The organism is Shewanella waksmanii ATCC BAA-643 (assembly GCF_000518805.1).
Classification (GTDB): domain Bacteria; phylum Pseudomonadota; class Gammaproteobacteria; order Enterobacterales; family Shewanellaceae; genus Shewanella; species Shewanella waksmanii.
The window spans coordinates 148,384-168,064 of sequence record NZ_KI912497.1 but is presented as its reverse complement, the minus strand read 5'-3'; the positions used below and the strand labels follow the sequence as shown (position 1 = coordinate 168,064).

Below are 19,681 nucleotides of genomic sequence, written 5' to 3'. Positions count from 1 at the left end.
AATGTATGGCCGCCTCAAGCAAAGATGAAACATTTACACTTGAGGCTTGGCCATTAGCTGTTTAAGCTAGTGGTTAAATTTAGCGCAACAACTCTACCTGAAACTGATTGTGTTAAAGCCATTTTGATCAAGCAATTTGCCGTCCCATGTAGTGACAACCACAACAGAAAAAGCTACTCGCAAATTGCCGTGCCCTTACAAGGAGAATAAATGAAGCTCTCAACTGTTGCGCTAGCCGTTGTGCTGGCCACGGCGCCCTGTGTCGATGCCTTTGCGGCAACCTCAAGCAGCAAGATTATCAAGCAAAGCCAAGCGGCTACCGGGTTTATCAACCTCTTTTATGCTAAAGCTGACGGCCAGTTATATCTCGAAGCAAACAAACTCAATCAACCTTTCCTTATGCTGACCAGCTTGCCACACGGCGTAGGATCCAATGATATCGGCTTAGACCGTGGTCAATTGGGTTATACCCGTCTGGTGCAGTTTGAACGCCATGGTCCCTATTTGGTACTTAAGCAACTCAATACCCAGTATCGTGCGACCACAGACAATCTGGCTGAACAACGGGCGGTGAAAGAAGCTTTTGCCGAGTCGGTGTTGTGGCGTGGAAAACTGGTAGAAGGTAAACGTGCACTCGTGGCTATCAATGATTTAGTCATTAATGATCTGCACGGCGTAACCCAAATGCTGGCGGCACGTGATCAAGGGCAATATCGTTTAGACACTGAGCGCTCATTGATCCTGCCTGAAGGAGTGAAGTCGTTTGAGAAAAACAGTGATGTAGATGTACTGCTGACATTTAATGCTGATAAGTCAGGTAAATATGTTAAGCAAGTGACGCCAGATGGCCAGTTTATGTCTATCCGTATGCGCTACTCCTTCATTGAGTTGCCCGATGATAACTTTACCCCGCGCGCTTATCATCCTATGAGTGGCTATCTGTCCGACAGCTACCTTGACTATGCCACCTTGGTTAACCAAGACATAGTGCAGCGTCACCTGCTACGACATCGTTTGCAAAAAGTTACCCCAGGCGATGCCCCAGGCGAAGTCGTTAAACCGATCACCTATTATTTAGATCCGGGGGTGCCTGAGCCGATAAGAACAGCACTGCTCGATGGCGCACGCTGGTGGGAGCAAGCTTTCACCGAAGCAGGCTTTATTGATGGTTTTAAGGTCGAGCTGTTACCGGAAGATGCCGATCCGCAAGATATTCGTTATAACATGATTCAATGGGTACACAGGGCAACACGCGGCTGGTCTTACGGCAGCGCGATTACCGATCCTCGCACCGGTGAGATCATTAAAGGTCATGTGACTTTAGGTAGCCAACGAGTGCGCCAAGATCATCTTATTGCCCGAGGATTAACCGCAGGTTGGCAAGATCGTGAAGCGGCAGAGCAAGCCGCGAGCGCGCTAGCCCTAGCACGTATACGTCAACTTTCCGCCCATGAAATTGGCCATACCCTAGGCCTAGATCATAACTTTGCCGCATCCAGTAACAACAATGCATCAGTGATGGATTATCCTCACCCTAAAGTGAGCCTCAATGGCCAGCAAATTGATATCAGTCAGCCCTATGATGAAGGGCTAGGTGCTTGGGATCTTTATACCGTGGCTTACGGCTATAGCGAAATGGCTGATAGCGATGCACAGCAAGCGCATTTGGCTGAGCTACGTCAAAGTGCTCAGCGCCAAGGGTTACGTTATATCGGAGAAGCTGATTCACGTGCCTTGGGCGCTAGCCATGCCTATGCCAGCTTGTGGGATAACGGCAGCGATCCCGTTGCCGAACTGCAACGTTTAGGTGAAGTACGTCAGCAAGCCATCAGCAACTTCTCCGATAGCGTGTTACTGCAAGGCCAACCCTATGGTGAACTCAGAGACAGCTTCGTACCGATTTATCTGCTGACCCGTTATCAGATCGCCGCCGCTGCCAAGTTTATTGGTGGTGTCGATTATCAATATGCAGAAGGTGAAGACGGTAAAGAGTGGCATTATTTGGCACCAGAGTTACAACAAGGGGCTGCCGATGCGCTGATTGCCACCTTAAGCCCAGCGCAATTGGTGTTGCCCCAAGGTCTCAGCGAAAGCTTAGTGCCTAAATCGGGTAACTACTACGCTACGCGGGAGAGTTTTGACTCTGGCGTCGGTGTAGTTAACGACCCCATTGGCATGGCAGAAGTATTAAGTCGCCATACATTAACTCAGATGCTGGCGCCGAGCCGTCTTAATCGTGTTAATCAAGGTTATCTGAACGATAAAGAGCAGCTGTCAGTACCTAAGCTCGTTAACCAAGTGCTAGGCGCCACCTTGTATGAAGATATTCCCACAGGCCGCGAGTTGGGCGTATGGATGCGAGTGAACGCTGTGGTGTTAGAGCAGTTATTGGCTAGCTATCATCATGCAGACACGAGTAGCGAGGTTAAAGCACAGCTCTATGACAGACTCAAATACGCGTTAAAACAGCTATCGCGTAAAGTGAAACGTAGCAGTGCTTATGAGGCTGCCCATTTTGCTTGGTTGGAGAAACGGTTAACCAAAGCCTTGGCTGACAGCAAAGTGACAATGATTGATAAACCGCTGGCCTTACCACCGGGTTCACCTATTTAGCGGTTTAGTGTCATGACGTTAAAGGCTCCATTTTGGAGCCTTTTTTGTACTAATTTGACCAATAATGGCGCAGTTGTTAACAATAAATAGCCCTTTGACACGTCTGCTTGCATTTTTGTCTAAAAGCTATTCAGTTGGTGTTTTTATCTAAACTATGTGTGCTGACTAGTTTAAGTGATTGCTGTGGTGTCTTTTTTATTACTTTATGCAGTATTTTTGGCTTTGGCAGTTCGCGGTATATTAGCAACAGATGTATCAATTTGCATGATTTGTGCAGAAAATCTTCACAGCGCTTGTCAATTACTTTAAAGTGGTTGTTAATTACTTGTGGTCAATAAGATTGGAGTTGTATATGAAGTTGTTAACCAGCGCGACCCTAGCAGTAACACTCGCCGTGATCTCTAGCCCTACATTGGCGGATATTCCTGATTTTTCTAAAACCTCAGCGGCGAAATCAAGCTATCAATTTAGTCAAAATGCGGCAGCGAAGCAGAATTTTGTTAAGCAAGCTTCAACCCGTCATGACTTTTCTAAAACGACAGCGGCAAATCAGCAGTATCAGTTTGAGCAAAACGATGCCGCGCCTGTGGTGAACACAGTCACTACCATTGAACATGACTTTTCTAAAACAGCAGCACATAAAAAACAAAGTTAATTCAGTATCATTGCCAACAAATCTAAAAAAGCATGCCTAGGCATGCTTTTTTGATCGTGGCAACAACAAGCCGGTTTTTCGGGGCTAGATAGATGATAGTGATTGCTCATCTTTACGGCCGATGCGGTAGGCATCTACAATGCCGTATAGCCATGCGCCCGCAAACATAACGGTGGCGACATTAACCCACATATCGTTGGTGACGTTGCTCGATTGCGACACTAAGGCATATATTTCACTGAGATCTAGCTTGATATTACCTTTGGTAAATTCGCTGATAATGTTTCTTGCTTGGTGTACGGCTTGTACTAACAAAAAGCCTAAGCCTAACAAGGCGCAGCAAGAGATCAGCGTTCCTCTGTTGTAACGCCTTAAATAGAAGTGCCCCGAGCCTGGGCAGATAAAAGCGGATAAAAGTGCAGCTTTAGCAGCGCGATGCATAGGTTCCTTCCCACTAGACAAAACAAAATACCATCGATCTGGCTTATTTTACGATAAGCTGAAAGTAAATTATATCACTTCAGTGAACATATGTTCACTGAAGTGTTTCATAGTGTGTTTAAGCACAGATGTGGTCACTGGTAGCTTAAGCTGCCCAACCCAATGAGAACATTGGGACTGGGCTTGCCGGGAAGCAACGGGTTACGCCTTAGAATAAGGGATCCTAAAGGCTAAGGTGTAGGTCACAGGTAGCACAATCAGTGTAAGTACTGACGCGAAACCTAAACCAAATATGATGGTAATGGCCATTGAACCAAAGAAGGCATCCGACAGTAGGGGGATCATGCCCAGCATGGTGGTGATGGCTGCCATCAATACCGGCCTAACACGGCTCACTGACGAGTCAACCACAGCCTGATAAGGCGCTTTCCCTTCACTGAGTTCAAGGTTAATTTGATCCACCAATACAATGCCATTTTTAATGATCATCCCGGTTAAGCTAAGCATGCCGAGCATAGCCATAAAGCTAAACGGTGCATCAAATAACAGTAGGCCTGCAACAACACCAATGACCGCCAGCGGAACCGTAAACCAAATGACCAAAGGTTGTCTGACTGAGTTAAATAGCAGTACCGTGATGATAAACATCGCCAGGTAACCCATAGGAATCGAGCTAAACACTGACTCCTGTGCTTCAAGGGATGTTTGGTATTCGCCACCCCATTCCAGCTCATAACCTGCTGGCAGTGCTATCGCCTCAATATCGGCTCTGACTTTTCTAAACACCGAATCAGCGGTCTCGTTGGTGCCATTAACCGGATCGGCTAACACTGAAATCACGCGTTTACGATCGCGGCGCATAATCAGCGGATCTTCCCACTCGGTAGTAAAGTCAGTGACCACTTGTGTCACAGGCACAAACGTATTGTTATCTGAACTCCACACTTGCAGCTTCCAAATACTCTCAGCATCGAGTCGTTCACTGGCAGGTGCACGGGCAATAATCGGCAACAGATGGCTGTTTTCACGATAAGTGCCAATTTGTTTACCGCTAAAGTTAACTAACAATGAGTTATCCAGATCGGTCTTACTGATACCGGTTTCTCTGGCCTGGGCCAATGCTAGCTGCGGTCTTATTAGATTGACCTGATTGCGCCAGTTGTGACGCACACTCACTGCGGTCGGTTCATCATTGAGTACTGCGGTTGCTTGGGCGGCAAGTTGACGCAGCACCTGTGGATCTTCGCCATAAAAGCGCGCTTCAATTTTAGCCGCGGGGCTAGGGCCGTTCTCCATATATTTGAAGCGGTATTCTGCTTCTGGGTAGCGACGGCTAAGCTCCACTTCCAGTTTACGCATATATTGATTAAGGGTGGCTAAATCTCGCATCTCAATCAGTAACTGACCGTACGCGCTGTAGCCCTTTTCTGGGACATAAGACAACACAAATCGCTGTGCACCTTGGCCGACGACTGTGGTTAAGTTAGTCAGGCCGATATCATGGTCCACTTGCTGCTGCATTATGTCTGCTTCAATTCGTGATAGCAGTTTTTCGGTAGCTTTAATATCAGACCCTTCTGGCATCCAAACATCCACGAAGAACATTGGCGTATTTGAGGCTGGGAAGAACACATTCTTCACTTGGCCAAAGCCAATGATGGCAGTGACTAGCGCAGCGATGATCAGTAGCAGCGTGACCGAACGAAAACGCATTGCCAAGTTTAACGTGTGGCGATAAAGGGTAAATAGCCAACCTTGATAAGGATCTTTCTCATCTTCATCCGCAGTCACTTCGCCATCTTTAAACATCAGGTTGCAGAAAAACGGCGTGAGCGTCATTGCGGTGATCCAACTGATAAACAGTGAAATCAGCAACACCTGAAACAGTGACACACAGAACTCACCCGTGGAGTCGCCAGATAAGCCAATGGGCGCAAAAGCGATAATGGCGATAATGGTGGCGCCAAGGAGTGGCCATTGGGTTTGTGACACCACGCTTTTAGCGGTTTCTAAGCGGGTTTTACCCCGTTTAATGCCAATCAAAATACCTTCGGTGACCACAATGGCGTTATCGACTAGCATCCCCAATGCAATGATCAGTGCCCCAAGTGAGATAATTTGCAGCTCGATGTTGAGCACATTCATCACGATAAAAGTGCCAAGAATGGTCAGCAGTAACACCAGTCCCATTAACAAGCCTGAGCGCACGCCCATGAAAATCAACAGCACGCCAATGACGATCGCGATAGATTCGGCCAAGTTAACCAAAAAGCCACTGACCGTATCATCAACCATTTGGCTTTGATCATAAACGGTGTCTAATGACATGCCGATTGGCAGCTCGCTATGTAGCTCATCCATGCGGGCATTTACCGCCGCACCCACGTTAACCACATTTACGCCGCTGGCAAATGCAATCCCAATAGACAGCGCTGACTTACCATCTGCGTGGTAAATACTCTCTGGGGTTTCTTCAACGTCTTTGTAGATGGTAGCAATATCACCTAGGTAGATTAATTTAGCACTGCCCGGTGGGCTAATAAGCAAGCGCTCCATCTGCTCAACTTTGTTGAACTCACCCGTTGGGTGAATGCGAATACGATTGTCACCCACGAGAATGCTGCCGGCATTAGATACCACGTTTTGGCTCTGGATCAGGCTATAGATATAGTCTTGGTCGAGCCCTAGCGCGTTGAGCTTTTGCTGAGACATTTCCACAACGACTTGATCCATCACTTTGCCAGCAATGGTGACCTTTTTAATACCATCAACTAACACTAATTCGCGGCGTAAAAAGTCGGCGTAGTTTTGCAGCTCACGGTCGCTATAACCATCGCCACTGACATTAAGCAAAATACCGTACACATCACCAAAGTCATCAATCACTTTGGGGGTTAATACCCCGGGTGGCAGCTCGATGGTTTTGTCGCTGACTTTACGGCGCACCTCATCCCATACCTGCGGTAACTGCTCACCGTCAAAGGTGTCATCCATCTCGATTTCAATTTGCGACAAACCCGCACTGTTAACGGACGTGATATGTTTAATGCCCTCAAGTTGTTGTAAGGCATCCTCTAAGGGCAGGGTGACCTCTTCTTCAACTTGCTCTGGCGATGCCCCAGGGTAGGCGGTAACGACCAACGCCTGTTTGATGGTAAATTCAGGAAACTCCAGTTGTCCTAAATTGAAAAATGACACTGAACCGCCTACCAGTAAAAGCAGGGCAAACATCCAGCTGATCACTTTGTGAGTGATAGAATATTCTGCAAAATTCATTGAAAAAATCTCTTAGTCAAAACGCCAACTTGGCTGGCAGCACCCACGCCTTATCTGGCTGCGATTGTACTAGCAACAGCAGCAGATAAAGTGTGAGTCACGGGGAGTTAAAAAGTGGGGTTGAGTCCTAGACCCCTCGCTGCCAACGAAGTGGCTTAACTTTCTGCTCTTCTGCAAGGTATTGCACGCCAGCCACCACGACTTGATCGCCAGCTTTTACACCTTGAGTGATTTCAATGCCTTGGGTAGTCACCTTACCTAAGGTCACTATTTGAGCGTGAACCTTGCCGCTATCTGCGTTGTAGGTCCAAACAATGTTTTCGCCGTCAGTGTCGCGTTTAATAATCGCACTGGCCGGTAATACTGAGGTCATGCCATTCGCATTGCGGTTAGAGACATCTAAGCTAAGCTCAGCACTCATTCCCGGTAAGATGTTAATGTCAGTGGGTTGTGGCAGGGTAAATACCACTTCGTAGCTTTGCGTACCTGGTGTGACCTGGGTGGCATGCTCTTTAAGCTTTACTGGGAATGACAACTCAGGCTTGGTAGCAAAGCGCACGGTAGGTTGACTACTCGCGTTAGGGTTAAAGCGGGTAATCGTGCTCGCCAGTGACTCAGGCACTTGAATCACTACGTCAATGTTACGGTCTTTTTGCAGGACCAAAATAGTCTGATTGGCTTGTACCATCTGATAGTTATCAATGGAAATTTTAGCAATCGTGCCATCAAACGGTGCCTTGAGTTCGGTATAGCTAAGCTGATCTTGCGCGCTGGCAAGGTTAGCTTGTGACGATTTTAATTGTGCTTGTGCGGTATCGTATTCAGCTTGAGAGATTAGCTCACGGCGCAGTAACTCTCCTTTACGCTCAAAGTCGGCGGCGGCTAATTCATAATCGGCCTCACGGTTAAGCAAAGTGTTGCTGGCATCACGGCTGTCCAATCTGGCCAATACCGTGCCTTTTTTAACATGTTGGCCTTCAAGGTAGGCAAATTCCACTAAATGACCCGATAACCTAAAAGCCAGATCGGCCTGTTTAGTCGCGGCGACTTTTGCGGGGAACTGTCTGATAGCGCCCGCATGGGCATCGGCGATTTCAACCAGTTTAACTGGCCGCACTGTCGGCGCTGGAGTTTCAATAGATTCGGCGCTACAACCCGCTAATACTGAGGCAAGAACGATAAGTGATAGGGTAGTGGGCAAGTGCTTCATAAGTTGAATCCCGTGTCAGGTGTAACAGTGTGTATTAATTAGGCGCTACAATAACAGTAACCAGAGTTGTATAAAATGGAATTATATGGAATCATGAATTCCAAATAATGAAACTATAATCCCTTGATCTCATCGGCGTATCGTGTGCAATGTGTATAATGAAGGTTGAGGGTTTGTTCGAAAATAGGTAGTGGATTGTTATGAAAACCGAAGATGTCGCGCTGTTTCACCGTATCGTTGAAACCGGCAGTTTAGTTGAGGCTGCTGATATCCTTAACTTGCCTAAATCAACGCTTAGCCGCCGGTTGCATGCCCTGGAAGAAGAGCTGGGGGTAAAGCTATTTCATCGACAAAGTCGAGCGATGACATTAACCGCATCAGGTAGCCACTTCTATGACAAAACCACAGTGATGCTGGCGGAACTAGAGCGCACCATGTCTGAATTGACTGGTGAGCAAACAGAGGTGTCTGGCCATTTACGCATTTTAATTTTCCCAATCCCAGAACTGCTGATGATCACCCAGGCCATTTTTGAATTTATGGATCTGCATCCCGAGCTCACGGTGGAGATTATTGTCAGTGGTGAGCCAAAAGATATGATCCGCAACAATATCGATTTGGCATTTATGCTCGAAGACTCGTTTAACGAAAATGAGATGGTGGCGCGGCACCTATTTAGCGAAACCGTGCATTTCTATGCCAGCCCAGCGTATCTTGCACGGGCAGGCAGACCGCAAAGTCCCGACGACTTGCCAGAACACAACAGTATTTTATTTCGCTACCCCAATGGCCAAATTTTTAATGAAGTGCCTTTTGGCAAAGATCGCATCATCAGTGTTAAGGGCAACCTGTGCGTTAATATTCTTGAAACTTGCCTTGAAGCCACCATTGCTGGGCGCGGTATTGCCATGATGCCACTGCCTTTTGCCCAACCTTTTGTGGATGATGGTCAAATAGAAATGCTGTTCCCTGACGTCGAACCCTATGAAGGCAAATGCTTTTTAGTTTATCCATCTCGGCGCTTTATCAGCATGGCCAGCCAGCGCTTTATTGACCATGTGATGAACGCCATTGAAGAGTGTGAGAAAACCCAGCTGTGCCAGGAAGATGCGTATCTTGGCGGCTCCATTAAAGCCTGGAAATAAAAACACTTTTTTAAAATCTCCACCAATAAATCCCGTGTCGATACTGTCAATTTGTTAAGCTGGCTGGCGAGTGTTTAGCCTTAATAAAAACAAAGGGATATTGATGAAACTACTGAGTCAAGGACATGGAATCGCAACACATTTAGCTGCAGTTACAGCGACAAAGATAAGCCAATTGGCTAAGGGTACACTGCTATTATTAGCGTTGCTTGCACCCGCAGGGCATACGCTGGCTGACACTCAGTCAACCGATGCTAGCTCCTCAGCATTGCATACCCACAAGCAACGCGTCTATCTGCGTGACTCTGTTACGGGTGTGGCCGTCAATCAGAGTGAGCTGACCCGTCAAGCCAATCAATTTGTGGATGTGTATTTTGTTGAAGGCTGGGGTCAGCAGCGACAAATTGCACTTACCTTTGACGATGGGCCGTCACAGTACACCAGCGCTATTTTAGATATTTTGGACCGACATCAAGCCAAAGCCAGCTTCTTTTGGATGGGTAATAAAATTGCTGCTAATCACGCGATTGTCACCCGTGCACTGCAAGCCGGGCACACCGTGGCCAATCATAGCTGGTCGCATCCCCATGGCGCTGCATTGAGCGCTAAACAGTTGTGGCAGCAACAAATCGCCCCCACCAACCAAGCCTTAGCAAAAGTTACTGGCGACCAGCCAGCATTTTACCGGCCACCGTTTGGTGAAATCAGCGATGAGCAGGTGTTAATGCTGGCGCAAAAGGGGATGCGAACGGTACTGTGGTCGGTAGATACCCGCGACTGGGATGAACAAGCCATCACCGCGAAGCACATCAGTCAGACAGTGATAAGCCAAGCGCATCCAGAAATGATTGCCTTGATGCATGATGATGGCGGCAATCGCAGTGCCACGGTGCAAGCATTACCGGTGATTATCGAACACTATCAAGCGCTGGGTTATCAATTGGTCAGCCTAGATACACTGTTAAAAGCGCCGCAGCCAACGGGCAGCGCGGTAGCCAGTGATTAGGGTAACCCCTTTAGGCTTTGGAAAGTTATTTAGCTGGCTGCAAATTTGGCTGGCAGCAAATTTAGCTGACTGCAAATTTAGCTGACTATAAATTTAGCTGACTATAATTTTAGTTGATCATAGGTTTAGCTAACCACAATACCCAAGCTGGCCAGCAGTTGTGGTTGTTGCCAAGCTTGAATCATCACGCCTTCTAAGTCGACTTTACGTGGGTCGAGTCCGGTTAAGTCGACATCGGCGAGATTAGCATAACGCAGGGTAAAACTGCCCCATTGCTCGGCACTGAATTGGCCACCACTGAGGTCGGCACCGCTCATATCCGCCGCCACCAAATTAGCCCCCTGCCAATTGTTGTGACTGAGATGGCATTGATTCAAGCGGACATCTTCAAAGTTGGCATAACGCAAGTTGCAGTGTTCGATGCGAGCGCTACAAACATAGGTGTCGATACCCAATTGATTGCCAAAGCTGCAGCGATCAAAGTCCGCACCTTGTAAATTACAATGACTTAAATGGATGTCATTGCACTGGGCACCCACAAAGCGGCTCATCGCCAAATGGCAGTGTTCGAAACGGACGTTTTCTAGCTGGGCATAGTCGAATTGGCAGCCACTATTGTCACCAGTTTCGCTAAAGCGGCAGTGGCTAAATTGTGCGTCAGTTAAGTCGCAACGACTAAAGCGGCAACGATAAAAGTGACAATGCTCGAAGCGTGCTCCTTGTAGATCTTCGCTGCTAAAATCATGGTCAACATAGGTGTGTTGCCTAACTAACATCGCCGCTCCTGTGGCTATTATGAGTCGATTTTATTCCCGCAGTTGAGCCACAATTGAGCTCTTTTCGGGTTCAGAAATTCGCATGGCAAGCAGATAGCACGCCAAGCCCATCAGTGCATTGCTGATGGGTAAAGCGAGCAGTAAGCCTTCAACACCGCCAAGTTTTGAGCCCAGTGCGGCCAGTGGCAACATGACCAAAAACAGTCGGCATACGTTTAATGTCAGTGATGCCATAGGGCGATGGTAAGCATTGAGGCTGGTGGCCACTAAAATGATGATCCCAAGCGGACCATAAGCCACCGGTAGCACCCAAATGTAAAAGCTTAGCCAATCAATTACTTGGGCATCATTGCTAAACAACTCTGCAATGGGTTGCGCCGCAAAAAATAGCGGTAAATACAGTAAGCTTTGGAATACAAATACAAACTTGAGCGAAAGCATCAGCGCGTGGTGAGCCCGCTGGGTTTGGCCGGCACCTAAGTTTTGCGCCACAAAAGGCACTAAGCTTGATGACAACGCCATCACAGGTATTAGTAGGACCGATTCTAAGCGAATTCCGGCACCAAACGCGGCCACTGCGCTATGGTCAATACGCGCCAGCATCGCCATGATCATGGCATTCGCTAACGGGTTAAGTAGGTTCATTAATGCCGCAGGCTGGGCAATATGTGCCAGTTGTTTCCAATTGCAAATTAACCGCTTACGACAAATACCGGCAAACTCCACCAAATGGCGTTTGAAAATGAGCAAATAACTCGACAACGACAGCGCCACTAACCAAGAGATCACGCTGGCAATGGCAGCGCCTTGGATCTCTAAACGTGGAAACGGGCCAATACCAAAAATCAGTAACGGATCGAGGATCACATTGATGATCGCCGCCAAGGCCATAATTTTAGCCGGCGAGCGGGTGTCACCAGTAGCTCGCAACCCCTGATTTCCCACCATCAGTAGCACTAATATGGGCGCGCCTAAATACCAAATCAACATGTAATCGCTGATCAGCGGCAAGCTGCCTGCATTGGCGCCCAGCAAGCTAAACAGTGGGTTGATAAATAAGCTGCCCAAGATGGCCAGCAGGGCAATGAGTAAAAAAGTCAGTAGCAAAGCATCGTGTAAAAATACTTTGGCTTTGGGGGCGTTACCGCCACCAATTAAGCGGCCTAAATTGGTTGATACGCCGGCGCCAATACCAATTGCCACGCTAGAAATAATTAAGGTAACCGGAAAGGTAAAACTGATTGCCGCTAAGGCTTCTGTACCTAGCTGACTGATAAAAAAAGTGTCAACGAGACTGAACCCGAGAATGGTCAAAATACCAATCAGGTTGGGTAGGCTCATATTTAGCAGTACACGACCAATTGGCTGGGTAAGCAGCCCGTGTCTGTCTTTCATGGGAATGTGTTGCCTAGTCTACTGCGGGACGGCAATTCTATCAGGATTCCCGACATATTTTTAAAGCCCAGCTAAAATTTTTGAGATTTTTTTTGTAAAGCCCTTGGATCTGCATGGTATGACCCCCATATATCGAACATCTTGCGGCGATTATTGGCTGAAAAAGCTGGTCGCATTCATTGATAAACCCGCCAACGTTTGTTGGACCAAAAAATCATTAGGAGAATCCATAGATGAATATTCGTCCATTACATGACCGCGTCATCGTTAAGCGTTCAGAAGTTGAGTCAAAATCTGCCGGTGGCATCGTACTAACAGGTAGTGCGGCAGAGCAGTCAACTCGCGGTGAAGTACTTGCTGTAGGCAATGGCCGAATTCTTGAAAATGGCAGCGTACAACCACTGGACGTTAAAGTGGGTGACACCGTTATTTTTAACGAAGGTTACGGCGTAAAGAAAGAGAAGATTGACGGCGAAGAAGTACTGATCTTGTCTGAGTCAGATTTGATGGCTGTCGTGGAATAATTATCCACTGCAATTCATTTTCTCATTTTAATTTTTAAAGGATAAAAGAACATGTCAGCTAAAGAAGTCCTATTTGGTAACGACGCACGCGTAAAAATGCTTGCTGGTGTAAACGTATTGGCTAACGCAGTTAAAGTAACGCTTGGCCCTAAAGGTCGTAACGTTGTTTTAGATAAAAGCTTCGGCGCACCACTTATCACTAAAGATGGTGTATCAGTAGCCAAAGAGATTGAACTTGAAGATAAGTTCGAAAACATGGGCGCGCAAATGGTGAAAGAAGTTGCTTCTAAAGCCAATGACGCAGCCGGTGACGGTACCACTACCGCAACTGTACTTGCTCAAGCTATCGTTAATGAAGGCCTAAAAGCCGTCGCCGCTGGCATGAACCCAATGGATCTTAAGCGTGGTATCAACAAAGCGGTTATCGCTGCTGTTGCCGAGCTTAAAACCCTATCTCAAGAGTGTAGCGACACTAAAGCGATTGCTCAGGTCGGTACTATCTCTGCTAACTCTGACGAGTCAATCGGTGAAATCATTGCCACTGCAATGGAGCGCGTAGGTAAAGAAGGCGTTATCACTGTTGAAGAAGGTCAAGCGCTAGAAAACGAATTAGACGTGGTTGAAGGTATGCAGTTTGACCGCGGTTACCTATCTCCATACTTCATCAACAAGCCAGAAACTGGCAGCGTTGAGCTAGAAAGCCCATTCATCCTACTTGTTGACAAGAAAGTGTCTAACATCCGTGAATTGCTGCCTATCCTTGAAGGTCTAGCAAAAACCGGTAAGCCACTACTTATCATCGCTGAAGATGTTGAAGGTGAAGCACTTGCAACACTTGTTGTGAACAACATGCGCGGCATCGTTAAAGTTGCTGCTGTTAAAGCCCCTGGTTTTGGTGACCGTCGTAAAGCAATGCTGCAAGATATCGCTATCCTAACTGGCGGTACTGTGATTGCTGAAGAGATTGGTCTAGAGCTTGAAAAAGCCACGTTAGAAGACCTAGGTACGGCTAAGCGCGTTGTGATCACTAAAGATGACACTACCATCATCGACGGTACTGGCGAGCAAGCACAGATTGAAGCACGCGTTGCACAAATCAAGATTCAAGCTGAAGAGTCAACCTCTGACTACGACAAAGAGAAACTACAAGAGCGCATGGCAAAATTGGCCGGCGGTGTTGCAGTGATCAAAGTGGGTGCAGCGACTGAAGTTGAAATGAAAGAGAAAAAAGCCCGCGTAGAAGATGCACTACACGCAACTCGCGCAGCGGTTGAAGAAGGTGTGGTTGCCGGTGGTGGTGTTGCACTGGTTCGCGTAGCTAGCAAAATTGCTGATGTTGATGTCATCAATGAAGACCAAAAGCACGGTGTAGTTATTGCACTACGTGCTATGGAAGCGCCACTACGTCAAATCTCAACTAACGCCGGTGAAGAAGCGTCAGTTGTAGCTAACAACGTCAAGAACGGTTCTGGTAACTACGGTTACAACGCCGGTAACGACACCTATGGTGACATGCTAGAGATGGGTATCTTAGACCCAACTAAAGTCACCCGTAGTGCACTACAATTTGCTGCATCAGTAGCCGGTCTAATGATCACTACCGAAGCAATGGTTGGCGAGATTCCACAAGAAGCTGCTGCAGGCGCACCTGATATGGGTGGCATGGGTGGTATGGGTGGCATGGGTGGAATGGGCGGCATGATGTAATCTTAGCTGGTTAAAATTCTTTATAGCGGTGTTGCTGCTCGCTCGTGTAGGCGTACTACACGTCGCTCACAGCGCCTTGCTCTAAAGGAATTTTTCCTGCGCTATGTACAGATGCTGGTCTTAGCTCAAAAGCTTAGAACCTGTTAAATAGTAAAAACCCTGATATCTAGCGATATCAGGTTTTTTTGTTTTTAAGTTAAATGGTTAACTAAGAATGGATGCGGAGGAATTCAAATAAGTCGGGGTTGAACTCCAGATTGGTCGGTAAGAACTTAACCTGTATACACGATTAACCTTATGTTATTTCATCGGCTGATTGTCGGCCTTAGCTATTGTCCACAATGGATAAAGAACCGCAGCACATGGAGTTTCCAATCGCTGAAAATTGACTAAAACGATTTGTTCTTATGTATCAGTGGGAAGGGAAATGAGAGACATGTTGATAAAACTTAGTGGTAAGCCCCTAGAATAGTAGACACTTCATAGAGTTATATGGACTGCCCCGAGTCTTATGGACAAATTTCACCTAAGCTTTTTGCATAGGAGATATGTTTATGAGTGGACAACGATATACCCCAGAATTTAAAGAAGAAGCCGTTAAGCAAGTGCTAGAACGTGGCTATAAAATCGCTGATGTGGCAGAAAGGTTAGGCATCACAACCAAAAGCTTGCACAACTGGATTAACAAGTTCGATAAACCAGAGAAGCAACACATCACCATCGATAATCAGCAAGACGAAATTCGTAAACTAAAAGCAGAGCTTCGGCGAGTCACGGAAGAGCGAAATATACTAAAGGAGGCCGCCGTGTACTTTGCAAGCGAGTCAAAGAAAAGTACACGTTCATAAAGTCTCGACTCGACCAATATCCAATAGCAGTACTGTGCCGAGTGCTCAATGTTCACCGTAGTGGTTTTTATGCTTGGCTAAAACAGCCTTGTAGTAATCGTACCATTGAAGATAAGCGTCTTCTGGGCAAGATTAAGCAATTCTGGCTGGAGAGCGGTTGTGTCTACGGTTATCGAAACCTGACTTTAGACTTGAAAGATGATGGTGAAAGTATCGGGAAGAATCGTGTTTATCGGATAATGAAGGAAGCCCAAATAAAGGCCATACGTGGTTACAAACGCAATCCAAGCTTTGGAGGTGGGAATGTTAGTCACACTGTACCAAATACGTTAAATCGTAGCTTTGATGTCGCAGAACCCAACAAGGTTTGGGTGACCGACTTTACCTATATCCGTACGCATGAAGGGTGGCTATATCTGACTGTAGTTATTGACCTATTCTCTCGCTAGGTCGTGGGTTGGACGATGAAAAACACGCCAAAAGCAGACTTAGTAATTGATGCACTATTAATGGCTATTTGGCGACGTTCACCGAAAGATAAGGTTTTGATACATTCCGACCAAGGAGTGCAATATACCTGTTCTGATTGGCGTGGCTTCTTAAAAGAGCACAATTTAGAAGCCAGTATGAGTCGACGAGGAAACTGTCATGATAATGCTGTCGCGGAAAGCTTTTTCTCGTTACTGAAGAAAGATAGAGTTAAGAGAAAAATCTATAAAAATAGAGATGAGGCTCGCTCAGAAATATTTAACTATATCGAATATTTCTATAATCCAGTGCGTCGTCATGGTAGTAATAATGGTCTGTCTCCTGTGCAGTTCGAAAAACAGTACTTTGAGAAACAGTTAAGTGTCTAAGAAATTAGGGGCTTACCAAGGCAGCCTAAATTAGCGAGTGGTGCACTTCGGAGTTGAATTCGTGAATTGCTAAAGTAGAGCGATAAATAGCCACTTTTATATTGTAGTTATTTTCTTATTATGTTAGTTGTTAGGTATCTAGAGGGAATTATTCAACGTCGTTAAATAATAAAAGGATATTTTATGAAAAAAATAATAATTGGAATATGGTCGCTGTTAATTAGTTTTTATGTATGTGCCAGCCCCCCCCCACCATCAATACCTGGTAACCCAATATTATACTCAGAGTGCTCTGTTGATAATATCATTGAACTTGAGGCAGAGTTTGATATACCCAAATTTAAAAAGTATGAAATCCCAAAAGGGGAAAAATTCACAAAGTGTTTCAAGTTGACTGGTCATTCAGATGACGTAGGGTTGTTGGTTGTTCGTACCGCTGTAACTAATAATGATAAAATTACAGTTGAAAAAGGGCCTTATGAAGAGCAGCTATCGTTGCCAATGCAGACGGTAAGTCGTGAAATATTTAACTTGTCAGACTCATTTAATGCGACAAGACAAGATCAAATCTTATACCCGCGATTTAGTACCGAAGTTTCAACACAAGATAGAGAAATCATTTTTGGATATGAGCTGACAAGTCAAGGTTCATTTGCTTTAACCGTAGGAGTTACAACAGACGATCCTATGAGGTATGTTCCAAATAAAGATGAAGTTCCCTCCTCCATTTCTGAGCCAAGGACTAGTGCTTCAATTCCGGCATTACTTAATATTGAAGGGGTATCATCGGGCGTTAACAGCGCCCTTTTTTATGGTACACAAGGAAGTAACGTAGGAAATTGCCCTGTTAACAGCTTACCCCCTGCAAACATCAACAGGGTTAAACCAGTTAATGCTTCACTTTCAATTCTAGAAGGACAAAAGGGAAGTTATTACTCTGATGACCCTGCCCTTCAAAAAGGTATTGATATATTTTTCCAAGGGGGCGCTGAACAAAAATATGGAAATAAAGCAGCTTTAGCATCAACAGCTTTTTTAGTGGCTAATAGATATAGTAACAATAAGGAGCAATACTCGTTTATGGTTGGTGCAGCAGCAAAAGTTGCTGGAAGTAGCTCTGCCGCAGCGATTATAGGCACTGTTGGTGGGAGCATTGATAATGCTCTAGTTAACCGAGGAAGTAATTATGCCTCAGTTTATTTAAAAGATCCTAATCGGCATAATATTCAGGATTCTTGCAATAGAGAGCCTATCAAAAAGCCTGGTAGATGTACGGTACCTGAAAGACATATAAGATTTGATATGCCATTTAAGAATCGAACTTGGTTTGAAAAAAATCCGTTTAATTATGGCGAAGGCGTTAATTTATTATTCAAAATTGACGCATTTAGCTTTGCTGATGATTTATGGGTAGTGGCAACGGGTGGCAATAACAATTCTTCAAGAAGACTTTTTTCTATTTATAATCTAATGAATAAAATGGAAAAAGTCATTTTTAACTATAGCACTGAAACATCTGGCGAGATCTATATGAATGCTATGGGGAGGGTTAACAATTCTGCTATTGAGGTGAAAGTACTGTGTACAGTAACATCATCAACGGGGAGTAATAAGGGGGAAGGTGATATTATTATTTACCCTCCATGGACGCCTGAACCAACAGATGAAATTTAACGATTAAATGTAAGTCCCTCCACCTATAGCGAATATCGCAGGTGGAGGTGTATAGCGAACAGGATAGGATAGGGTAAAGGGATCAGGATAGGATAGGATAAAGGGGTCAGAGCCTGACGAATCCCCACAAAAAGATAAGTTAAAATAATGAGATAAAATATTTGAGGAACATTCATGGCATTGGGTGATCAAATTTATCGCCAAACAAAAATCATCACGAGTCAATGCCATGAATGCGAACCAAGTTTTATCAAAATGCCTTTCCCTTGTCACCCCATCAATGCACAAAACTCGTCGACAGAGCCTATTTGCCGCAATACAAAGCTCGATGAATGGGGCTGCACTTTCTATCACAGGGTTAGGACGTGAGATTAATAGGGAATAAAGGGGTCAGGGAATAAAGGGGTCAGGGAATAAAGGGGTCAGAGCCCTTTCCCTGCCTTATCTGGTTATTAGTGGGCAGGTGATTAATAATGGCTGGCTATGTTTGTTACTCTATGTTTTTTGATGTTTTTATAACTAGAAACAATTTTAAGACAGCTGCTGAAGAAGTAATTGGGGTCCTCTAAAACGCTAGATTCGCAGGCCTTATAATTATTGTATGCGAGCTAACTCCCCGTTTATGGCATACTGGTTTCATGCTTTGGATAATTCTAATTCTCGTTATTGCTTGCTGTGTATTCCTGCCTAGTTGGTGGGTTAACCACGTTATGAGCAAGTATCAGCAGCCTACGGATCGTTATCGTGGTCAAGGTAACGGTGGTGAGCTTGCGCGTCACCTTCTGGATCGTTGTGAGCTGAAAGACGTTAAGGTTGAAGAGACTAACGGTGGTGATCATTATGACCCAGCCGCTAAGGCTGTTCGCCTCTCGCCGGATAACTTTTCAGGTTACTCGCTAACGGCAGTGACGGTAGCCGCCCATGAAGTTGGGCATGCGTTACAGGATTCTCGCGGTGAGTCTTTATTTATCGCGCGGCAGAAGCTTGCTAGAGCAGCAATGGCAGGTGAGCGTATTGCTGGAATTATGATGGTTGCGGCGCCAGTAGTGCTAATGCTGACACGCATACCACAGGCTGGCGCGTTGATCATTTTGATCGGTGTGCTGTCGATGGGGCTTAGCACCCTAGTGCACCTGGTGACATTGCCAGTAGAGTTCGATGCAAGCTATCGCAAGGCGTTGCCTATGCTTAAAGAGGGTCATTACCTGCACGACGGCGACCTTAAACACGCAGAAAAGATCCTCAAAGCAGCTGCGCTAACCTACGTAGCGGGTTCGCTTGCAAGCTTGCTCAACCTTGGGCGCTGGATAGCGGTGCTGCGTCGTTAATCAGCTTTTGCTGATAAAAATGGGGGTGGAGTTAACTTTCTTTTCTGTTCTTACGTTAGCTGTTGCCCACACCCACACTCCAAACAATTAAGTGTGTAGGTTTCCTTTCGTTTTTGTATTTTGGCTTGCGGCTTGCGGCTTGCGGCTTGCGGCTTGCGGCTTGCGGTGTAAGCGCAGTTTGTGCCTGCTGATTTTTGCGGAATTTAGTCTTGAGAATCATCTATCA

Annotated in this window: 13 protein-coding genes and 2 pseudogenes; 10 read left to right on the top strand and 5 right to left on the bottom strand. The window is 45.9% G+C overall.

The features are described from left to right. Window positions 1-210 precede the first annotated feature (210 nt). Window positions 211-2,613, top strand: coding sequence for a zinc-dependent metalloprotease (locus L865_RS0120840; protein ID WP_028774995.1), 2,403 nt, complete (start codon window positions 211-213; stop codon window positions 2,611-2,613). Between the two features lie 352 nt (window positions 2,614-2,965). Beyond that, the gene (locus L865_RS0120835) at window positions 2,966-3,268 is read left to right on the top strand and encodes a hypothetical protein (RefSeq protein WP_028774994.1); all 303 of its coding nucleotides are present in this window, start codon (window positions 2,966-2,968) and stop codon (window positions 3,266-3,268) included. Window positions 3,269-3,352: 84 nt separating this feature from the next. Here the strand turns inward: L865_RS0120835 and L865_RS0120830 are convergent, their stop codons facing one another. The 3 genes from L865_RS0120830 to L865_RS0120820 all read right to left on the bottom strand — a co-directional run bounded on the left by L865_RS0120830 (window position 3,353) and on the right by L865_RS0120820 (window position 8,195). Further along, complete coding sequence (locus L865_RS0120830; RefSeq protein ID WP_037471711.1) at window positions 3,353-3,709, bottom strand: DUF6677 family protein; 357 nt, start codon at window positions 3,707-3,709, stop codon at window positions 3,353-3,355. Window positions 3,710-3,910: 201 nt separating this feature from the next. Further along, entirely contained in the window at window positions 3,911-6,985 is a 3,075-nt protein-coding gene (locus L865_RS0120825; RefSeq protein WP_028774992.1) for an efflux RND transporter permease subunit, read from the bottom strand. Between the two features lie 127 nt (window positions 6,986-7,112). Further along, entirely contained in the window at window positions 7,113-8,195 is a 1,083-nt protein-coding gene (locus L865_RS0120820) for an efflux RND transporter periplasmic adaptor subunit (protein WP_028774991.1), read from the bottom strand. A gap of 200 nt (window positions 8,196-8,395) precedes the next feature. Between L865_RS0120820 and L865_RS0120815 the strand changes: the two genes are divergently transcribed. Then, the gene (locus L865_RS0120815; RefSeq protein ID WP_028774990.1) at window positions 8,396-9,340 is read left to right on the top strand and encodes a LysR family transcriptional regulator; all 945 of its coding nucleotides are present in this window, start codon (window positions 8,396-8,398) and stop codon (window positions 9,338-9,340) included. A 103-nt stretch (window positions 9,341-9,443) separates the two neighbouring features. Next, complete coding sequence (locus tag L865_RS24675) at window positions 9,444-10,346, top strand: polysaccharide deacetylase family protein (RefSeq protein WP_051484724.1); 903 nt, start codon at window positions 9,444-9,446, stop codon at window positions 10,344-10,346. A 125-nt stretch (window positions 10,347-10,471) separates the two neighbouring features. Here L865_RS24675 and L865_RS0120805 read toward each other — a convergent pair whose 3' ends face one another. After that, window positions 10,472-11,122, bottom strand: a complete 651-nt coding sequence (locus L865_RS0120805; protein ID WP_028774989.1) for a Qnr family pentapeptide repeat protein — start codon at window positions 11,120-11,122, stop codon at window positions 10,472-10,474. 30 nt (window positions 11,123-11,152) lie between these two features. Further along, entirely contained in the window at window positions 11,153-12,517 is a 1,365-nt protein-coding gene (locus tag L865_RS0120800; RefSeq protein ID WP_028774988.1) for an MATE family efflux transporter, read from the bottom strand. Between the two features lie 233 nt (window positions 12,518-12,750). Here L865_RS0120800 and L865_RS0120795 point away from each other — a divergent pair, with 233 nt between their 5' ends. From L865_RS0120795 to L865_RS0120770, 6 genes and pseudogenes are all read left to right on the top strand, one after another. Beyond that, window positions 12,751-13,041, top strand: coding sequence for a co-chaperone GroES (locus L865_RS0120795; RefSeq protein WP_028774987.1), 291 nt, complete (start codon window positions 12,751-12,753; stop codon window positions 13,039-13,041). Between the two features lie 51 nt (window positions 13,042-13,092). After that, window positions 13,093-14,748, top strand: coding sequence for a chaperonin GroEL (groL, locus tag L865_RS0120790; protein ID WP_028774986.1), 1,656 nt, complete (start codon window positions 13,093-13,095; stop codon window positions 14,746-14,748). 554 nt (window positions 14,749-15,302) lie between these two features. Continuing rightward, window positions 15,303-16,453: pseudogene (locus L865_RS24295) on the top strand (IS3 family transposase). A 183-nt stretch (window positions 16,454-16,636) separates the two neighbouring features. Further along, on the top strand, window positions 16,637-18,127 hold the full coding sequence (locus L865_RS0120775) for a hypothetical protein (protein WP_028774984.1): 1,491 nt from the start codon (window positions 16,637-16,639) through the stop codon (window positions 18,125-18,127). 229 nt (window positions 18,128-18,356) lie between these two features. After that, window positions 18,357-18,500: pseudogene (locus L865_RS25315) on the top strand (IS4 family transposase); the annotation flags it as partial. 265 nt (window positions 18,501-18,765) lie between these two features. Further along, entirely contained in the window at window positions 18,766-19,455 is a 690-nt protein-coding gene (locus L865_RS0120770) for a zinc metallopeptidase (RefSeq protein WP_028774983.1), read from the top strand. Window positions 19,456-19,681 lie beyond the last annotated feature (226 nt).